This is a genomic window from Pseudochelatococcus lubricantis, from assembly GCF_011762225.1.
Lineage (GTDB): Bacteria > Pseudomonadota > Alphaproteobacteria > Rhizobiales > Beijerinckiaceae > Pseudochelatococcus > Pseudochelatococcus lubricantis.
The window spans coordinates 14,889-32,978 of sequence record NZ_JAASQI010000007.1 but is presented as its reverse complement, the minus strand read 5'-3'; the positions used below and the strand labels follow the sequence as shown (position 1 = coordinate 32,978).

The window sequence follows — 18,090 nt, the reverse complement described above, 5'->3', positions numbered from 1 at the left end:
GAACCGCAATGGATCTCATCAGCAACCTCGCAATCGGGTTCGAAACGGCCCTGACCGCCCAGAGCCTGTTCTACGCCTTTATCGGTTGCTTTCTGGGCACCATGATCGGTGTCTTGCCCGGCCTCGGGCCGGTCGCCACCATCGCCATGCTGCTGCCGATCACCTATGGCCTCGATCCTGTCAGCGCCCTGATCATGTTGAGCGGCATCTACTACGGCGCCCAATACGGCGGCTCGACCACGGCGATTCTCATCAACCTGCCCGGTGAATCCTCCTCGGTGGTCACCGCGCTCGACGGTTACCAGATGGCGCGCAACGGCCGGGCGGGGGCCGCTCTTTCGGTTGCCGCGCTCGGGTCGTTCTTCGCCGGCTGCGTCGGCACCCTGATTATCGCCGCCTTCGCGCCGGCAATGACCAGCATCGCTTTTCAGTTCGGGCCGGCGGAGTATTTCGCGCTCATGCTACTCGGCGTCGTATGTGCCGTGGTGCTGGCGACCGGCGCCCTGCTCAAGGCCATCGGCATGGTCATCATCGGGCTTTTGCTGGGGCTTGGCGGCACTGACATCACCTCCGGCGTCACGCGCTTCGCCTTCGGGATTCCGGAACTCTCCGACGGCATCAATTTCACGGTCGTCGCCATGGGCGTGTTCGGGCTGAGCGAGGTGATCGTCAACCTGTCGACGCCGCAGGGGCGCGAAGGTATGCTGGTCAACAAGATCGACCGGCTTTACCCCACCCGGGCGGAGGTCAGGGAATCGATGCCGGCGGTGTTGCGCGGCACATTTCTGGGATCGATCCTCGGCATCCTGCCCGGCGGCGGTGCACTGCTGTCGTCCTTTGCATCCTATTCACTGGAAAAGTGGATCGCCAAGGATTCCGTCCCGGCATTCGGGCGGGGCAACATCCGTGGCGTCGCCGGTCCGGAATCGGCCAACAACGCCGGCTCGCAGACCTCGTTCATCCCGATGCTGACCCTCGGCATTCCCTCCAACGCCGTCATGGCCCTGATGATCGGCGCCATGATGATCCAGAACATCCAGCCCGGACCGCAGGTCATGTCGAGCAACCCGCAGCTCTTCTGGGGCCTGATCGCATCGATGTGGGTCGGCAACCTGATGCTCGTCATCCTCAACCTGCCGCTGATCGGCATCTGGGTGCGGCTGCTGACGATCCCCTATCGGCTGCTGTTCCCGGTGATACTGCTGTTCTGCGTCATCGGCGTCTATTCTCTCAACAACAGTGTCTTCGATATCTGGATGCTGATGATCTTCGGGGTCGCGGGCTATGTTTTCCGTAAACTGGGCTGCGAATGCGCGCCGCTTCTGCTCGGCCTTATCCTTGGGCCGATGATGGAGGAATATCTGCGGCGGGCGCTGATCATTTCCCGCGGCGACTGGAGCGTTTTCCTCACCCACCCGATCTCGGCAGGGCTGCTTCTGGCTTCGGCGGCAATGATCGTCGTCGCCTCCGTTCCCTTCATCAGCAGAAAAAGGGAGGAGGCCTTTGTTGAAGACTAGCTCTTGTCGAAAAATACCGGAGCATCAGCCGCTGCTGGTAGCATAGATGAAAATGGCTGCCGAAATAAAATATGTAACTTGAATATATTCAAATTATGCAAATGAAAACATCAATAAAAATTGATGTTTTCTGAAAATGCCCGTGCCAGACGCGCGGCAGTGTAAATGCTCCGAGACTCCCTGAACTCGAACATAGTTAGTGGACGCCATGAAACTGAACATTCTATCCCGGATGATCGGCCTGGCCGCTGCCGGCTTTTTCTCCGCCGCCGTGCCAGTGCAGGCAGCAGACACCTATCCCGATCGAACCATACAGATGATCGTCCCATATGCGCCGGGCGGTACGACCGATCTGGCGGGGCGCATCGTCGCCAAGGCCATGGGGGCGGCGTTCGGACAGTCCGTCGTGGTCGAGAACAAGCCGGGAGCTGCCGGCTCGCTCGGCGTTGGGCAGGCGCTCCGGTCCGTGCCGGATGGATACACGATGGCCGTGTCCGGCGTATCCTCCACCATGATCCATGACCTGCTGGGCAGGGAATTGCCTTATGACCCCAAGAAGGATCTGAATGCCGTCGCCTATCTCGGCTCTTCGGGGATGGTCGTAATCACCGGTAACAACTCCGGCTTGAAGACGCTCGCGGATATCATCGAGCGATCCAAGAAGGAGCCGGGTTCGATTTCATTCGGGTCCGCCGGAAACGCATCGCCCGGACACATGGCAACCGAATACCTGGCCAGCATGGCAGGCATCAAGATGACCCATGTTCCGTATACCGGCGATTCTGCCCTGATGACTGATCTCATGTCAGGACGGATAGATTTCGCGACTGTCGGCATCGCCAGCGTGTTTTCCCACATGAAGGCGGGTTCCGTGAGGCCGCTGGCCATCACGTCCGCAGAACGCATCTCCACCTTCCCCGATGTTCCCACCGTGGCCGAAGCAGGCGACCTTGCCGGCTATGAGGCCGACATCTGGAACCTGTTGGTGCTGCCCAAGGGAACGCCCGCGGCCGTCGACCAGAAGCTCAACCAGACCATCAACCAGCTGATGCGCGAAAAAGGGGTTCGCGAAAGCCTGCTCGAAATCGGCTTCACTGCCCGCGAAATGGATATCGCCGAGATCCAGAACTTCATCCAGACCGAGCGCGAAAAGTGGGGCAAGGTGATCCGCGAGTCCAATATCAATGTCGAATAACTCACCCTTTCTTTCACTCAACCGGGAGCCATGCCCGTCATGAGCCAGACCATTACTGTGCGCAACCCGCGTACCGGCCAGTTCGACTATGAATTTCAGGCGACAGACCCAGCTCAACTCCCTGTCATTGCCCGGGAACTGAGGTCTCACCAGCCACAGTGGGAGCAGGAGGGTCTGGAGAGGCGTCTGGAGGTGCTCAACGCATGGCGCCACGAAGTCGACAAGGACCGCGATGTCATCCTGCAGGCGCTGATCGCCGACACGGGCCGTGTCGTGGAGTCGGAGCGGGAGTTGCTGCGCCTGCCCGGCAGCATCGACAAGCTCACCATCATGGCGCGCGAGGTGTTCACCGAACGCAGCCAGCGCCTGCGCTCGCTGAACCATGTCGATATTCATGGCGGGCTCAGCCCGTTTCCGCTGGTTGGCGTCATCAGCCCCTGGAATTTTCCGCTGTCGAGTTCGCTGCTCGACACCATTCCGGCGCTCGTCGCCGGATGTGCCGCCATCGTCAAGCCCAGCGAAGTCACGCCGCGTTTTGTCGCGCCGCTCGTGGCCACGCTGGAGCGCGTACCGGAAATGGCAAGCGTACTGCGCTACATCACCGGTGACGGCTCGTTGGGAGCGGCACTCATCGAGCACGTCGATGCCGTGTGCTTCACGGGCAGCGTGCCGACCGGGCAAAAAGTGGCGCAGGCGGCTGCGCGCGCCTTCATCCCTTCCTTTCTGGAACTGGGCGGCAAGGACCCCGCCATCGTCACGGCCAGCGCAGACATCGACAGGGCGGCCGCCGGGATCGTTCAGGGTGCCGTCGCCAATGCGGGCCAGGTCTGCGTGTCGATCGAGCGTGTATACGTGCCTGAGGCGATTGCGGAACCTTTCATCAACAAGCTGATCGAACATGCCCGGAAGGTCAGGCTGGCCTATCCCACGCTGCAGGACGGCACCCTCGGGCCGATCATCCAGGAAAGTCAGGCTCACATCATCAACCGTCACTTGCAGGATGCCGTCGACAAGGGTGCGAAAATCCTGTGCGGCGGCCCGGTGACCCAGCGTGACGGGGGCTGGTGGGCTGAACCCACCGTCATTACAGATGTCGATCATAGCATGGAGCTGATGACGGCGGAGACCTTCGGCCCTGTCATCCCTGTCATGACCTACGACTCCATCGACGAAGCCATCGCATTGGCCAACGACAGCAGCTACGGGCTGAGCGGTGCGGTTTTCGCCGGTTCGACGGAGGAGGGGCTGTCGATCGCCAGGCGCATCGATGTGGGGGCCGTCAGCATCAACGGCACCGGACTGGGCACTGCGGCCATCGGCGAAGGCGACATGCACGAGAAAAATGCCTTCAAGCACTCGGGGCTGGCAGGTTCGCGTCTCGGCTACGACTCGATCACGCGCTTCGTGCGCAAGAAAGCCTATCTGGTCGCCAACCCCGGCTAAATCAGTTCCAGCAAAAGCGGCCTCGCCATGGCGCTCTTTGCCGGGCGAGCGTTCCGCGCCGCCGTTCCCGGCATCCGATCCACTTTCAGGAGACCTCATGTCAGACTTTTCCGGCCAGATCGTATTCATCACTGGCGCCAGCGGCGGCATCGGCAGCCAGATTGCCCGTGAGTTCGCGCATGCTGGCGCCAGCGTCGTGCTGCACGATTTCGGGCTCGCAGAAGCGGCGCAATCACTGCAAAAGGAACTGGAGGCCGGCGGCGCCCGCACGTTGCTGGTGGACGGCGATCTTACCGATCCCGCCGTCAGCCGGACCATCGCGGGGCAGATTGATGGCGCCTTCGGCCGTCTGGATGTGCTGGTCAACAACGCCGGCGCTTCGCCCGACAAGATGGCCTTCGACCAGCTGCCCGCGGAAACATGGGATCGCGTGATCAGCATCAACCTGCGTTCGGTGTTTCTGGTGACGCAGGCCTGCCTGCCACTGTTGAAGAAATCCGCACGCGGGCGCGTCATCAACGTCAGTTCCACGGCGGCGCGCAATGGTGGGGCCCCCGGCGGCAGCGCTTATGCCGCCGCCAAAGGCGCGGTGTCCTCGCTGACCAAGGCGTTCGCCAAGGATTTCTGTGCAAGCGGCATCCACGTCAATGCGGTGGCGCCGGGTCTGGTGGATACCGCATTCTATGGCAACTTCAGCGTGGCCGAGAAGTATGCCGAACGCATCAAGGGCATTCCCGCAGGCCGGGTGGGGCAGCCGGCCGACATCGCCGGCCCGGTGCTTTTCCTGGCCAGTCCGATGGCCGACTATATCGTCGGCGAGGTTCTGGAGGTCAGCGGGGGCTTGTCGTTGATGGCGTGAGATCGAGCCAGGCTTCAGACGGCGGCCGGCCCGGCAAGCCACGGTCATCGCGGGCCGTCGCCTGGCCCCGAACCACGGCCTCGTCCGCCGCCGTCTCCCGGTGAGCCGAAACCGCCGCGGCCGCCGTCAGCTCCGGAGCCGCTGAAACCGCCGCCTCCCGCATTGCGTGGTCCCATCCCGTCCATGCCGAAGCGACTGTCTTCGGGCGACGGGCCCATCGGCCCCTGTCCCGGCACGCCCGGCGAGGCGCGATTTCTGCCGAAGGAGGGTTCGGCCATCGGCGACGGCTGTGGCGTGCGACCCGTCGGCTGTCCCGGTCCCGGTCCGCGTCCGGCTCCAGGCCCGCGGTCTCCGATGCGGCTGCTGCTGGGACCGACATTGTCGGCGATGGTCCGGCCCCGCTCGTCGACGGATGCGCTGATCACGACGCGAGCCTCGTCGAAATCCGCGCCCCGCGTCAGGCGGTGTCCGTCCAGCGCCAGCCCGGCCACGGTCTGGATGGCATCGCCGACCGAGCGCGCGAAGGTCTCGATGGACAGGCGGCGCAGGCCCGGCGTGTGGATGAAATCGTCCCGCCTGACTGACCGCGCGACGAACCACCCCTTCTCCCGGCTGCCGGTGAGTGTGACACGCCGGCCCACGGCCTCGGGCGGCACGCCCTTCAGTGGCAAGTTGCCGATCCAGAGCGCCTTGCCATCGTTGACGACAACGCCGGAAACCGTATCCGGCCGCGCTGATCGACCCGGCGCGCGGTACTCGATACGCGATGCAAAAATGGTTTCGTCGATCCGGCGAAGACCGTAGACGGCGACCCGCTGGCCCGCCCGCCACCGGTTCTGCCGCGTCAGGCCGGCCGTTTCCACCTGCTGGCCCAGAACCGTCAGCCCCGTCTGCGTGATCCGGTCTATGGGGCCGACGACCTCGCTGACAACGGCGATATGCGTGGTCGTGAAGCCTTCTCCGTCGGTCCGGGCGACGGTCTGCACCACCTGGCCGATGCGCAGGTCGCCCACGGATGCAGGGTTGCCGTCGAGCGTGACGCGGACATCCGGCCTGAAGCCGATGCGGCTGTCGTTGACGATGATGCTTCCGAAACGCTGAATGGTGCCGATGAAGCCTGTCCCGCCGAGCCCACGGTCACCGGCATAAGGCTTCGTTTCCTCATCGTTCGCCTTTCCCGGCCCGACGAGGGAGACAGAGCCGATGCCGGCGAGGCCAGCCAGAAACGTCCGACGGGAAAAGGCGGATGGACTCGTCATTCTGTCTCCCCATTTCCCGGGGCTCCGGCGGCATCTTCATCGCCGGTTTCGCGATAGATATAAATGCCAAAAATCCAACGGGCATTGCCTGCCTGTTGCTGTCCCGCCATCTTGTGCGCTTCTCTGTTGGCTTTTTGCAGCGCGTCCATGCCCAGCTTGCGGGAGAACGCCTCAAGTTGTGCGGCCATTTGCACGGAGAGGCCGTCGTAGTGAACCGCGCGCTCGAAAAAGGGCGGTTTTTCCACGCCGATGTTGGCGGCGGCGGCGGAGACGTGGTCATGCAGGTTGCGGCTGAAGTAATACAGCTTGCGTTCGTCGTCGGGCCGGGGGGCGAAGGCTTCCTCCCGCAACTGGACGCGGTCGTGCTCGTCAACCGCCGCGATGCCCCTGTCGATCCATTCGTCGAGCACCGAGCGCGGATGCACGTCCCTGGTGACCAGCGCGACCAGCTCCTCGAAAGAGGGCGCGTTGTCCACCGGCTGGCGGGGAAGCGGGAGGGGGTTGCCGTCCGCATCCGTAAAGCGGGAGGAGGCCAGCCATTGCGCGACGATCTGGCTGGTGCGCGATACGGAGGCCGGCGCCTTGTGTACCGGCGCGCCGGCGCCGCGCAGACGGGCGACCTCCTTGCGGTTGATGCCCGTCAGAAGGCTCACGCGGCTGTCCGTCTGGGACTTGCCGGGAATGCCGAATTCATGCTCGGCGACATTGACATAAAGGGCGCATAAAAGCTTGGCCAGGGCAGGATAGGTAAGGCCGCTGCGGATGCACAGCTTGACGATCGGCCGCAGAATCGCTTCCAGCGGACGATGAAGCCGCCCTGCATCCGGTAATTGATCCCGCCGCACGTCCGTCATTCCACGTGACAACCGTTTCTTGATGGTAAATTATCCCACATGCATATTTCAAAAACTTGCGATAATCAACCGGACGCCCCGATGAGTGCCCCGATTGCAAAAACAAACGTGTCCATGCCCGCCCCGCGTTGGGCGCCGGAATGTTCCATCGGTGATTTCAAGCACGGATATGGATTGGCCCGCCGACCCGCCGATGAACCGTGCGGGATATAGGTGGGAATAAATCCCATCAACCGTCGTGGACGTTCTTACAAAAAGTACGGATCGTGTCATTCCGGTTTCGTTTATCGCAATTAAGCGTGGGAAATAATGCCACGAAATATCTCAAACCGCCCTTGCCGGAAAATGGGATATGTTATAAATGTGGGAAAATATCCCATTCATGAGATAGTCAATATGCGTGACAGCGTTCCGGAACATGACAGCCTCCCTGTCAGGCACTGCAAGTCTTTTGGCCGCACACTCCGCACCTGGCCCTGCCTGATCCAGATTCGGCGCTGCGTGTGTGTCGGGCTGGCACTGGCCTTTCCTTACGCCCTGACTCTGCTGCACGAGGTTCTGCATCCATGACGGTGTATTTCTTCAGCAGATTGGCAGCCTCTGTTTTCGGGGTTGCCCTTGCGATTGTCTGGATAGGCATGGCCTGCCTGCTCGTGACTGCGGAGCTGGCGCGGGTGCGGGAACTCGATTGCTCTTACAGCATCTATCGGGATCCGGTAACCGGCCGGGATCAGCCCAAACATTCCTCTCTGGCGTCATGCAGGCGCTGAAAGGCACCCGTTGCAGATGACTCTTCTCATGCGCTTTGTTGCCTGGCTAGGCTCCATCGACTGGATATCCGTTGCGCAGTACGTGACGACGTTCGTGCAGATATCGCTCATACTAATCGCCGCCCTGATGCTCTCGGTAATCGTCATCGGCATTGCCGCGCTCGGGAGAGGGCGGCGGCGCAGGAAATGGGCACGAAGCGCGCGTGCCGCACCCGATGACGGTCGGTTCACCGGGGCGGGCAATTGCGCGACCAACGAACGGGATCGGGCAGGCCCGCAAGCGAAACCGGGGCGCCAGTCCGCCGCCAATGCGCGGACGTCGAACCGCGGGGCATAGCGGCGAAGTCCGCTGCCGGGCGGCCGCGCGCATTCTGTGGCCCTGCGGCATGAGTCGATTTCTCATCGAAAAATCGAGTGCTCGCTCCGCAAGCTCCGGCTGCAGCCGGAGCCTTGATGCCAGCCGTCTTCCGATCGCCGTCTTCCGGGCCCGAGGGCGCAAGGGGCTTCGACAGGGGCCGGTTGAACGGGCTGTCGGTATCTTCCTTTCACGTCTTATATAATACGCCAAATATTTATAAGAATAATTATAAACTGATTTCTTTCAGGAATATTTTTGCTATCGCGAAGATTATTGATTACTGTCAACACACGTTTATTTTACGTGGATTATGTTGCACGAGGATAGTTTCGCGGCGCGGCCTTTCAGGTCGATGCCGGCCATCGGTTCCGAAATTGTCGAAGAAAGGCATGCAGAGCGGTGTGTAATCGAGACGATTGCGCGCTGTTCGGGAGAAGAGCAGACCCTTATGCGGATGTTTCTGGCGATTCTGCTGTTATCGGCGCAGATTTTCATTCTCGATCCTTTTGTCGGCAGCGCATCTCCGCATGCCCAGACTCAGAATACCGAAGCACGGAGCGGTCTCGACTATGCGTTGCTCGTCTCGCGTATAGATGCGCTGCTCGCACAGGGTCTCGACGATTATCGCGCCGGCCGCGTGGATGCGGCGAAGACGGCCGTACAGCGCTCCTATTTTGAAATATTCGAGAATCTTGAAGGGCCCATTCGCGTCAATATCTCGGCAAGACGCAGCTACCAGCTCGAATCCGAATTCGGCGCCATACGGCGGCTGATGACGGAAGGTGCGACCATCGAAGAGGTCGAGGCGCGTATTCGCACGCATATCGCCGCGCTCGACGCGATCGTGCCGCAGCTTGAGAAAGGTCATCGCATCGTCGCCGAGCGGGGCGGCGATGCACCGGCCGTCCAGCCTGAGGCAGTCGCGGAGGAGGGCGCCGATATCGGCCCCAAAACCGTCGAACCCTATTGGGAGCGGGCGGTGGAAACCATCCACAGGCGCCTGCTGGAAGCTGCCGACGCGCTTGAGCGCGGCAACCCCGAAGAGGCGCGTGCGCTGATTCGCAAAGGCCAGTTCGACGGCTACAAGAACAGCCTGCTGGAGACGGCCATCCGCCGTTACGTCTCGCAGCAGCGTGACGGCGAATTCAACGCGGAGTTCAACCGCATCGTCGGCCTCGTCAACGACAACCGCGAGCCGCGGCTCGTTCGCGGTTCGGCGCGGGTGCTGCGGGACGATCTCACCGCGCTGCTGCTCGGCCTGCCGCTCGTCGGCACGGCGAAGGAGCAGGCGGAGGCGTCGACATCCTCCGCCGACTGGAATGCGGTTGCCCGCAAGATCCGCGATCAGGCGGCGCATGCCCTGTCTTTGGCCGCCGGGGGCGATGCGGCTGGCGCGGTCGGCATCCTGCAGGACACCTATTTCGACGTGTTCGAAGCGAGCGGCATGGAGGCGCGCGTGGGCGCGCGCGACAGCGCCTTCAAGACCCGCATCGAGGCGCATTTCAGCCGCCTGATGGCGCTCATCCGCGATGGCGCGCCCGCTCCCGCGTTGCACGAGGTGGCGGATAACCTCAACACCGACGTGGCGCAGGCCGCCGAGCTGCTCGGCGGGGCCGGGGCGGGAAGCTGGAGCGCGCTGTTCCTTGCCTCTCTGCTCATCATCGTGCGCGAGGGCTTCGAGGCCATCCTGATCGTTTCCGCCATTGTCGCCTATCTGGTCAAGACAGGGCACGGCGACAAGCGAGGCGTGATCGTCAACAGCGTCGTCGTGGCGGTCATCGCCAGCGTCATCACCGCGATCCTGCTCAAGCTCGTGTTCCGGACGTCCGCCGCCAGCCAGGAGGTGCTGGAGGGCGCGACGATGCTGCTTGCGGCCGTGGTGCTGTTTTTCACCAGCAACTGGCTGCTGGCCAAGGCCGAGGCGGCGCAATGGAGCGCGTTCATCAGGGGCAAGGTGGAGGGCGCCATCAGCGCCGGCTCGCTGAGGGCGCTGTGGTTCGTCTCGTTCCTCGCCGTCTATCGCGAGGGCGCGGAGACGGTGCTGTTCTATCAGGCGCTGACCATCGACACCGATGCCGCGGGCGTGATCGCCATCGCGGCGGGCTTCGCAGTCGGGGCGCTGGCGCTCGTCGCCGTTTACTGGGCGATGCAGAAGGGGGCGCTCAGGCTGCCGGTCGGCCCGTTCTTCCGCGTGACGGGGGCGATCCTCTACCTGATGGCGTTCGTCTTCGTCGGCAAGGGCATCTTCGAACTGATCGAGGGCAAGGTGATCACCCCGACACTCGTCGGCCGGGCGCCGGAAATCCCGTTGCTCGGCATCTATCCCTATCGGGAGACGCTGCTGCCGCAGGCCGTCTTCGTCGCCGTCACCGCGCTGTCGCTGGTGATCATCTGGCGGCGCGGCAAGCGGCAGGCTGCGGCGCTGCCGAAAGCTTCATGACCCATCCACCGAGGAGTTGCACCATGAAAAAGATTGCTCTCATAGCGGCCGGCCTCGCCTTCGTGGCGGCCTCCGGCGCGCAGGCCCAGCATCAGGGCGCGCATGAGCTGGTCGAGTATCCGATCGGCGAGCCGAAGGTCGTCAACGCGCTGGAGATCGGTGCGGTCTACCTCGCGCCCATCGATCTGGAGCCTGCCGGTATCGACCTGCCGGCGTCGCAGTCCGACATCCATCTGGAGGCCGATATCCACGCCGCCGAGGGCAACCCGAACGGCTTCGGCGCCGGCGAGTTCGTGCCTTACCTCACCGTCACCTACCGCCTTGAAAACAAGGACACCGGCAAGGTCCAGAGCGGCAACTTCATGCCCATGGTGGCTGTCGACGGGCCCCACTACGGCTCCAACATCAAGCTGCCGGGCGCCGGCAACTACAAGCTGGTCTATCACGTCGAACCGCCGGCCCGGCAGGGGTTCGGGCGTCACACCGACAGGGCGAGCGGCGTGGGCAAGTGGTTCGAGCCCTTCGATGTCGAGTTCGATTTCACCTTCGTGCCCCTGAAGTAAGTCGGGCGGACGGCGGCGCGGAGCACGGCATTGGCCTACTACATCACCATCGTGGCACAGACCCTGACCGTCGCGGCGCTCGCCGCGGCGCTCTGGCCCTTCGTCGCCGGTGCCCGGGAGGCCGGGCGGGCGGGCACGCTGCTTGCGCTGCTGGCGGGCGCGGCCGGGGGGTTCATTGCCGTTGCCGCCGCCGTCGGCCTGCCGCGTTCCGCGACCGCCATCGCCACGCTCGTGCATGCGGCGGCGCTGGTCGTGGTTCTGTCGGGATTGCTGTTGTTGCCGTTCGCCGCACGCATCGGTCGCGCATCGGCGGGCTGGCCGGCGCTATGGCGGCTTGCGGCGGGCTGCGTGCTGATCGCGACGGTGTCGACCCAGGGCGTTTTCGACGCCTGGCGGCTGAGCGCCAATCACACGCTGACGGCGACCGACGTCATCAATACCGAACTCATCGTCAATTGCGCCGCCATCGTCATCGCCCTCGCGGCCCTGACTGCGCTCGGGCTGCTGCTGGCGCGGGTGGCGCGCCTTGCCGGGCACACGGCCTCCACCCTCGCGCTCGCCGCCGCACTCCTGCTGCTCACCGTCGCGGGAGCCGAGAAGACGCTGCTCGGCATGCTGCGCATCGATCTCGTGCCGGTTACGGCCGGGCGCGTCTCCCTGGTGGCGCGGTTGTCGATCATCACGCCGTGGCTTGCCTACGGCCATCTCGTCATCGCCCTCGGCCTTGCCGCGACAGCGCTGGCGCGCCGGCTGCGCATACCGGAAGACGTCGCCGGCCGCATCGAGCGCCGGCGCTTGCGGGCGCGCGGCCTCGGCGAGCGGCGCTGGCGCAACGGCCTTGCGGCGACTGCGGCATTCCTGCTCGCCGTCATGCTCTATCAGGATCTGTATGCCTCGCGCCCGCCGCGCCTCTCCGAGGCCGTCGAGATGGTTCCCGACGAGCGCGGCACCATCCGCATTCCGGTCGAGAACGTTAAGGACGGCAACCTCCATCGCTTCGCCTACATCGCGTCGGACGGGCACAGGGTGCGCTTCTTCCTCGTCAACCGTTACGACGAGGCGCATGCAAGCATCGGCGTGGTGCTCGACGCCTGCCTGATCTGCGGGGAGGGCGGCTATGTCCAGCGCGGCGAGGAGATTTTCTGCATCGCCTGCAACGTGCGCATGTATCGCCCGAGTATCGGCAAGCCCGGCGGCTGCAACCCGATACCGCTTGACCACACGCTGGCGGACGGCGTCATCGTCATTGCGGCGGGTGCGCTGGAGAAAGGCACGCGCTACTTCAGCGAGGTCGTCGAGATCACGGTCGCCGACCCGGTGAGCGGCGCGGCGGTGAAGAATACGAACGCGCCGTATCAGTACGAGCACAACGGGCGCACCTGGTTCTTCGAGAACCGGGATACTTACGACCGTTTCCGCGCCACGCCGGATGCCTTCGTGAAGCCGACGCCCGGGCAGCCAGGGAGGGTGTGAACGATGTTCGTGCGCATGCTGCGCCAGTCCTTCGCCGGCAATCGGAAGCGCAAGGCGCTGGCGGCGATCACGGTGGCGCTTTCCGCCGCGCTGATCACCACGCTGTTCGCGCTCTCTGTCGATGTCGGCGACAAGATGGCGACGGAGATGAAGGCCTACGGGTCGAACATCCGTGTCACGCCGCGCTCGGAGAACATGCCCCTGATCATCGGCGGGCGGGATTTCAACCCGCTCCGGGGGCGCGACTTCATCGACGAGGCCGGTCTGCCGAAGCTCAAGGATATTTTCTGGCGGCACAACATCGTCGGCTTCGCACCGCGGCTGACGCTGCCGGTCGTGGCGGCGGATCAGGGTAGCGCGCCGGAGTTCAGCCTCATCGGCACCTATTTCGACAGGAACGTGCCGCTGCCCGACGATCCCGGCTATCGCACCGGGGTGCGCACCGTCAACCCGTTCTGGCACGTCGCGGGCGCTTGGCCGGCCGACGAAGCGGGCGACGGCCCGGTCGGCGTTCTCATCGGCGGCGGACTGGCGCAGCGGCTCGGCGCGGCCGTGGGCGCGGAGCTGGCGCTGGCCGCGCCGGAAACGCCGCTGGCGACCGCGGCCGTCGTGCGGGTGACGGGCATCCTCACCACGGGCGACATCGAGGATCAGGCGCTGGTCGCGCCGCTCGGCTTCGTGCAAAAGCTCGCCGGCCAGCCCGGCAAGTTCCAGTCCATCGACGTGAGCGCGCTCACGGTGGCCGAAAACGACCTGTCGCGCAAGGCGAGCCGGGGCGCGGAAGCGTTGACGCCGGAGGAATACGATGTCTGGTATTGCACCGCCTACGTCAGTTCCATCGCTCACCAGATCGAGGAGGCCATCCCCGGCGTCTCCGCACGGCCCATCTGGCAGGTGGCGTCGGGCGAGGGCGCGGTGATCGGGCGCATCCAGAGCCTGCTGTTCGTGGTCAGCGTGGCCGCGATTATCGCCGCCGCCATGGCGGTCGCGGCGCTGACGACGACGACCATCGCCGAGCGCGCGGCCGAAATAGGCCTGATGAAGGCGCTGGGCGCCGCGCCGTGGCAGATCTACCTGCTGTTCATCGGGGAGGCCGTGATCGTCGGGCTGGCCGGCGGCGCCATCGGCGTCGTCGCGGGCTACCTCATGGCGCAGGGCGTGGGCTGGAGTGTGTTCGGCACCGGCGTCGACGTGCGGCCCATCACCGTTCCCGTGGTGCTGGTGACGTCCGTCATCACGGTGCTGGTCGGGTCTATCGTGTCATCGCGCGAGATCGCCTCGCTGCTGCCGGCCGAGGTGCTGCATGGCCGACAGTAACACCCCCACCGCCGTCCCGGCCACGGCTCCCGTAGGTGCCCGCCGCGGCCGGCCGGTCGCGCGGCTGGCAATGTTCGCGCACCTTGTCTGGCGCTCGCTGCTCGTACGCAGCGGGCGGCTGGAGATCGCGCTCGGCGCCATCGTCATCGGCGCGGCGATTGTTTCCGCGTTGACCAGCCTCTATTTCGATATCTCGATCAAAATGAGCCAGGAGCTGCGCGCCTTCGGCCCCAATCTCATCGTCTCGCCGCGCGAGGTGGAGGCGGACGCGCCCGGCCGGCGCGGCGTCGACGAGGCGATGCTGCGCGCGGCCATCGCCGCCATTCCACCGGAGAAGCTGGTCAGCGGTAGTCCATATCTTTACGGGCTGGTCCGGCTCGATCTCGGCAACGCGGTTCTCATGGGGGCGGACCTCGCCGCACTCCACGCCATCTCGCCCTACTGGCAGGTGGAAGGTTCGTGGGTTAGCGCAGATTTCGACGACCGCAACGCCATGGTCGGCCGCCGGCTGGCGCAGAGCATGGAACTCGCGCCCGGAAGCGTCGTCACCATCGCCGGCGCCGACGGTGCGCAGGCGCGGGTGACGGTGAAGGGTGTCATGGACACCGGTGAAAACGAGGACAGCCAGATCGTCGTCAACCTGGGGCTGGCGCAGCGGCTGCTCGGCATGCCGGGCCGCGCCGATTTCGCCATGGTCAGCGTCGCGGCGCAGGGGCCGGAGGCCGACGCCATCACGGCGGCGCTGACGGAACGCTTCCCGGAACTCAACGCCCGCCCGATCCGCAAGGTATCCGAAAACGACGGTCAGATTCTGAAGCGTATCGAGGGCCTGATGGCGCTTGTCGCCGCCATCATTCTCGTCATCACCACGCTCAGCGTCAACGCGACGCTGACAGCCATGATCACCGAGCGCACGCCGCAGATCGGCCTGCAGAAGGCGCTCGGCGCCTCGAACCGCGATATCGTGGCGCAGATACTGGCCGAGACGGCGGCGATCTGCCTCGCGGCGGTCGCGATCGGGCTGCTGCTGGGTTTCGGCCTCGCGCAACTGCTGGGGCAGGCGGTGTTCGGCGCGTGGGTAACCTTCCGGCCGGTCGTCGTGCCGCTCACGCTCGGCGTGTCGCTGCTCGCCGCATTGCTTGCGGCCGTGCTGCCCGTTCGCGGCGCGGTGAATGTCGTGCCCGCCCGTGTGCTCAGAGGAGAATGAACGCGGTGAACCAGATCGACCGGCAAGCGCCGCTATCCACCGATGAAACGCGCCGCAAGGTCATCGGCCTCGACAGCCTGACCAAGGATTTCGGATCGGTTCGCGCCGTCGACAACGTCACCTTCGACGTCTTCGCCGGGGAGTTCGTCGGCATCATGGGGCCATCGGGGTCGGGCAAGACGACGCTGCTCAACATCCTGTCGCTGCTCGACGTACCGACCGGCGGCTCCTACCGGCTCGACGGCGTGGAAACCGCCCGGCTGACGGAAGCGGAACAGGTTGTCATTCGCCGCGAGAAGATCGGTCTCGTCTTTCAGCAGTTCCACCTCATTCCGTATCTGACGGCGGTGGAGAACCTGATGCTCGCCCAGTACTACCACTCCATGGCCGACCGGGGGGAGGCGATGGAGGCGCTCGACCGCATCGGGCTTGCCGACCGGGCGGACCATCTGCCCTCGCAGCTCTCGGGCGGAGAGCAGCAGCGCGTCTGCATCGCCCGCGCGCTCATCAACGACCCCGCCCTCATCCTTGCCGACGAGCCGACGGGAAACCTCGACGAAGGAAACGAGGAACGGGTCATGGGGCTGTTCAAGGAGTTGCAGGCCGGCGGGCGCACGATCATTCTGGTCACGCACAATCCGGATCTGGGGGCGCAGACGGATTACGTCATCCGGCTCCAGCACGGCAGGAGGGTTGCATGAAACGTCGCATGGCCTGGCTGTCCGCCTTCGCAATGGCGGCGCTGCTCGTCGGCTGCAAGGCGGAGCAGGAGATTGCCCGGGGCAAGCCCGTGGCCGAAATCGCCGCGATCACCTTCGACGGCACGCTGGTGAAGCTGGAGCATTTCCGTGGCAAGGTGGTGCTGCTCAACTTCTGGTCTGGCGGATGCGGGCCATGCATCGCCGAGATGCCGGCGCTCGACGCCGTCTATCGCGCTAACCGGGACAGGGGCAGCGGCTTCACGGTGCTTGCGCTGAACATGGGCGAGCCGGATGCGGCCGTGCAGCGGGCAGCCGCGCGGCTCGGCGTTTCCTTTCCCGTGCTGCTCGACGGCCTGAAGATCACGACCGATCGCTATCAGGTGGTCGGCGCCCCGACATCCTTCCTGATCGACGGCGAGGGCCGCCTGATCGAGAAGATCGTCGGGCCGGTGGATATCGCCGGGCTCGAAGCGAAGCTGGCCGGGCTGCTGTAGCGCAGGCCACCACAGGACAGGAACGCCTCAATGCGTGAGAAACTGCCCGACGTAGCTGGCGAGCGCCTCGACCTCCGCGTCGCTCAGCCCTTTCTTGAGCCGCTGGTAGGGCCGGGTGGGCGTGTCGATGGCACGGGCGGCCATCAGGTAATCGCGGACGGCATCTGCGGACAGGGAATCGAGCCGGCGGGCACGACCGCGCACGGTCTCCTGCCCGCCAGGCCCGTGGCAGGCGGCGCAGGCCTCGTCAAACAGCTGCCTGCCGTCGACCGCTTCCCCGGCGACAGCCGCCGGCTGCGGCAGGCAGCAAAGCGCCAGCGAGACGACGACGATTCGCGCCCCGCGCAGCCGGGAATGCTGTTCATGTATTGCCGTTTCCGGAGAAAAGGGAATAGCCATGCCGTTTCCAATAAGTACATGCGCCCGCTTCGGAAGAATTTTAATTTCGAATGGCGCAAGAGCATTTTCTTATTATCAATCGCAGGCTAGAGTGGCAAGCATGTTTCAATTTTGAACGATTGATACACAATCATGATGCGATATTGAGTTGTTATTGAAACTTCTTGTATCCGTCGAAACAGAAAATGAGGACGATCATGTCTCAGGAAAACTATCGGTGGAATGGTTATGGGCCGGGGCAGGGCCAGCGCATCGATGCGCTCGACGTTCTGGAAGGTGTGCTCAAGGATGGCTTCAGCGTCTCCAACCTCACCCGCATCGCCCGCGCCAGCGGTTCGAATTTCTGGGTGGGAGCGGCGATCGGCGCGGGCCTTGTCGTCCTCGCACGCCGTCCCGAAGTGCGCGCGGCGGTTTCTGGCGTTTTCCGAGGTGAGGCCGCGCCTGCCGCTGCTCCGTCTCGCGACGCCCCGCCGTCTGCAAATTGACCTAAAATCTGTCCTGTTTACGTTGGAACAGGACAGATTTTAGATTCCTATTTTGAGTGAATTCTGATCGGAACGCGCTCTATAGCATTTCGACATTTCATTGAAACGCCAGAATGCTATAAGTTTTTGATATTACGCGCTTTCTTCACGCAAACCGGTATCCACTTTGTTTGAAAACGCTTTAACGGAGCTGGGAAACGATCATGTCGAACAAGCAGGATGAGCAGGGTATTCATTACCACTATCATTTTTACGGCACCGGCCCCGGCGCGCAGGCCGGCCAGCAGCAGGGGGCCGACGCGCAGCAGGGCGATCCGCAAGGTGGTGGCTTCGGTCCGAACCCGTTCGCGGGAGGCCCGTTTCCGGGAGGCGCCGGGTCGGCGGGGGCGAACCTTCATGCGCATCCGGGGGCGGACTCCTTCGTCAAGGGCCTGCTGATCGGCGCGGGCGCCGCCTGGCTTCTCACCAACGAAGCGGCCCAGCGCACCATCATGCGCACGGCCGTGCAGCTCTGGACGGCCGTGCAGGGCGGCGTGGAGGAGCTGAAGGAAAAGCTGCACGATGCCGAGGCTGAAGTGGCCGCTGCGGCCACGGCCGGGCCCGAGGCCGGGGCGGCTGCCGCCACCCGGACGCCTGACGCCGGTGCGGCGGGTATCGGCGCAGCACCTGAACCGGCACAGGAGCCGGCCCGGCAACCTGCCGACAGCGATCCTTCCGTGATCGCGCCGCGCTTCTTCCAGGCCGGCAACTGAGCGG

General features: G+C 64.4%; 17 protein-coding genes. 14 read left to right on the top strand and 3 right to left on the bottom strand.

The features are described 5' to 3' along the window. The first annotated feature begins 8 nt into the window (after positions 1 to 8). The 4 genes from FHS82_RS14270 (at position 9) to FHS82_RS14255 (ending at position 5,014) form a co-directional block, all read left to right on the top strand. The gene (locus FHS82_RS14270; RefSeq protein ID WP_166954009.1) at positions 9 to 1,517 is read left to right on the top strand and encodes a tripartite tricarboxylate transporter permease; all 1,509 of its coding nucleotides are present in this window, start codon (positions 9 to 11) and stop codon (positions 1,515 to 1,517) included. Positions 1,518 to 1,725: 208 nt separating this feature from the next. Next, positions 1,726 to 2,712, top strand: a complete 987-nt coding sequence (locus FHS82_RS14265; RefSeq protein ID WP_166954008.1) for a Bug family tripartite tricarboxylate transporter substrate binding protein — start codon at positions 1,726 to 1,728, stop codon at positions 2,710 to 2,712. Between the two features lie 39 nt (positions 2,713 to 2,751). Next, positions 2,752 to 4,155 (top strand): aldehyde dehydrogenase family protein, encoded by a 1,404-nt coding sequence (locus FHS82_RS14260; RefSeq protein ID WP_166954007.1) that lies wholly within the window; start codon positions 2,752 to 2,754, stop codon positions 4,153 to 4,155. Between the two features lie 37 nt (positions 4,156 to 4,192). After that, positions 4,193 to 5,014 (top strand): SDR family NAD(P)-dependent oxidoreductase, encoded by an 822-nt coding sequence (locus tag FHS82_RS14255; RefSeq protein ID WP_166954006.1) that lies wholly within the window; start codon positions 4,193 to 4,195, stop codon positions 5,012 to 5,014. Between the two features lie 44 nt (positions 5,015 to 5,058). Here FHS82_RS14255 and FHS82_RS14250 read toward each other — a convergent pair whose 3' ends face one another. Both FHS82_RS14250 and FHS82_RS14245 read right to left on the bottom strand, forming a co-directional pair. Next, entirely contained in the window at positions 5,059 to 6,273 is a 1,215-nt protein-coding gene (locus FHS82_RS14250; RefSeq protein WP_166954005.1) for a DUF5666 domain-containing protein, read from the bottom strand. Further along, positions 6,270 to 7,127: a DUF6502 family protein gene (locus FHS82_RS14245; protein WP_166954004.1), complete on the bottom strand. Its 858-nt coding sequence runs from the start codon at positions 7,125 to 7,127 to the stop codon at positions 6,270 to 6,272. Before FHS82_RS14245 ends, FHS82_RS14250 begins: the two co-directional genes overlap by 4 nt. A 786-nt stretch (positions 7,128 to 7,913) precedes the next feature. On the opposite strand from FHS82_RS14245, the gene FHS82_RS14240 reads away from it, so the two are divergent. From FHS82_RS14240 to FHS82_RS14205, 8 genes are all read left to right on the top strand, one after another. Then, positions 7,914 to 8,234 carry a hypothetical protein gene (locus tag FHS82_RS14240; RefSeq protein ID WP_166954002.1) on the top strand — a complete coding sequence of 107 codons (321 nt, stop codon included), beginning with the start codon at positions 7,914 to 7,916 and terminating at the stop codon, positions 8,232 to 8,234. Positions 8,235 to 8,703: 469 nt separating this feature from the next. Next, entirely contained in the window at positions 8,704 to 10,695 is a 1,992-nt protein-coding gene (locus tag FHS82_RS14235) for an FTR1 family iron permease (protein WP_166954000.1), read from the top strand. Between the two features lie 23 nt (positions 10,696 to 10,718). Further along, complete coding sequence (locus tag FHS82_RS14230; protein WP_166953998.1) at positions 10,719 to 11,258, top strand: iron transporter; 540 nt, start codon at positions 10,719 to 10,721, stop codon at positions 11,256 to 11,258. Positions 11,259 to 11,288: 30 nt separating this feature from the next. Next, positions 11,289 to 12,731: a Fe-S-containing protein gene (locus FHS82_RS14225; protein WP_166953996.1), complete on the top strand. Its 1,443-nt coding sequence runs from the start codon at positions 11,289 to 11,291 to the stop codon at positions 12,729 to 12,731. A gap of 3 nt (positions 12,732 to 12,734) precedes the next feature. Beyond that, a complete protein-coding gene (locus FHS82_RS14220; RefSeq protein ID WP_166953994.1) occupies positions 12,735 to 14,048 on the top strand; it encodes an ABC transporter permease in 1,314 nt (437 codons plus the stop codon). Continuing rightward, the gene (locus tag FHS82_RS14215) at positions 14,035 to 15,255 is read left to right on the top strand and encodes an ABC transporter permease (RefSeq protein ID WP_208394259.1); all 1,221 of its coding nucleotides are present in this window, start codon (positions 14,035 to 14,037) and stop codon (positions 15,253 to 15,255) included. Before FHS82_RS14220 ends, FHS82_RS14215 begins: the two co-directional genes overlap by 14 nt. Before the next feature lie 5 nt (positions 15,256 to 15,260). Continuing rightward, positions 15,261 to 15,956, top strand: a complete 696-nt coding sequence (locus FHS82_RS14210) for an ABC transporter ATP-binding protein (protein ID WP_208394258.1) — start codon at positions 15,261 to 15,263, stop codon at positions 15,954 to 15,956. Further along, positions 15,953 to 16,450, top strand: coding sequence for a TlpA family protein disulfide reductase (locus FHS82_RS14205; protein ID WP_166953990.1), 498 nt, complete (start codon positions 15,953 to 15,955; stop codon positions 16,448 to 16,450). The genes FHS82_RS14210 and FHS82_RS14205 overlap by 4 nt, the downstream gene beginning before the upstream one ends. A gap of 27 nt (positions 16,451 to 16,477) precedes the next feature. On the opposite strand, the gene FHS82_RS14200 is transcribed toward FHS82_RS14205, so the two are convergent. Beyond that, positions 16,478 to 16,849 carry a c-type cytochrome gene (locus FHS82_RS14200; protein WP_166953988.1) on the bottom strand — a complete coding sequence of 124 codons (372 nt, stop codon included), beginning with the start codon at positions 16,847 to 16,849 and terminating at the stop codon, positions 16,478 to 16,480. 197 nt (positions 16,850 to 17,046) lie between these two features. Between FHS82_RS14200 and FHS82_RS14195 the strand changes: the two genes are divergently transcribed. Continuing rightward, entirely contained in the window at positions 17,047 to 17,334 is a 288-nt protein-coding gene (locus FHS82_RS14195; protein ID WP_166953986.1) for a hypothetical protein, read from the top strand. Between the two features lie 203 nt (positions 17,335 to 17,537). Next, on the top strand, positions 17,538 to 18,086 hold the full coding sequence (locus FHS82_RS14190; RefSeq protein ID WP_166953984.1) for a hypothetical protein: 549 nt from the start codon (positions 17,538 to 17,540) through the stop codon (positions 18,084 to 18,086). Positions 18,087 to 18,090: the final 4 nt, after the last annotated feature.

Coding starts and splice junctions, on each gene's coding strand:
- FHS82_RS14200 (WP_166953988.1), bottom strand. CDS start 16,849: ATGGCTATTCCCTTTTCTCCGGAAACGGCAATACATGAACAGCATTCC.
- FHS82_RS14265 (WP_166954008.1), top strand. CDS start 1,726: ATGAAACTGAACATTCTATCCCGGATGATCGGCCTGGCCGCTGCCGGC.
- FHS82_RS14235 (WP_166954000.1), top strand. CDS start 8,704: ATGCGGATGTTTCTGGCGATTCTGCTGTTATCGGCGCAGATTTTCATT.
- FHS82_RS14220 (WP_166953994.1), top strand. CDS start 12,735: ATGTTCGTGCGCATGCTGCGCCAGTCCTTCGCCGGCAATCGGAAGCGC.
- FHS82_RS14230 (WP_166953998.1), top strand. CDS start 10,719: ATGAAAAAGATTGCTCTCATAGCGGCCGGCCTCGCCTTCGTGGCGGCC.
- FHS82_RS14195 (WP_166953986.1), top strand. CDS start 17,047: ATGTCTCAGGAAAACTATCGGTGGAATGGTTATGGGCCGGGGCAGGGC.
- FHS82_RS14270 (WP_166954009.1), top strand. CDS start 9: ATGGATCTCATCAGCAACCTCGCAATCGGGTTCGAAACGGCCCTGACC.
- FHS82_RS14190 (WP_166953984.1), top strand. CDS start 17,538: ATGTCGAACAAGCAGGATGAGCAGGGTATTCATTACCACTATCATTTT.
- FHS82_RS14240 (WP_166954002.1), top strand. CDS start 7,914: ATGACTCTTCTCATGCGCTTTGTTGCCTGGCTAGGCTCCATCGACTGG.
- FHS82_RS14245 (WP_166954004.1), bottom strand. CDS start 7,127: ATGACGGACGTGCGGCGGGATCAATTACCGGATGCAGGGCGGCTTCAT.
- FHS82_RS14260 (WP_166954007.1), top strand. CDS start 2,752: ATGAGCCAGACCATTACTGTGCGCAACCCGCGTACCGGCCAGTTCGAC.
- FHS82_RS14250 (WP_166954005.1), bottom strand. CDS start 6,273: ATGACGAGTCCATCCGCCTTTTCCCGTCGGACGTTTCTGGCTGGCCTC.
- FHS82_RS14215 (WP_208394259.1), top strand. CDS start 14,035: ATGGCCGACAGTAACACCCCCACCGCCGTCCCGGCCACGGCTCCCGTA.
- FHS82_RS14205 (WP_166953990.1), top strand. CDS start 15,953: ATGAAACGTCGCATGGCCTGGCTGTCCGCCTTCGCAATGGCGGCGCTG.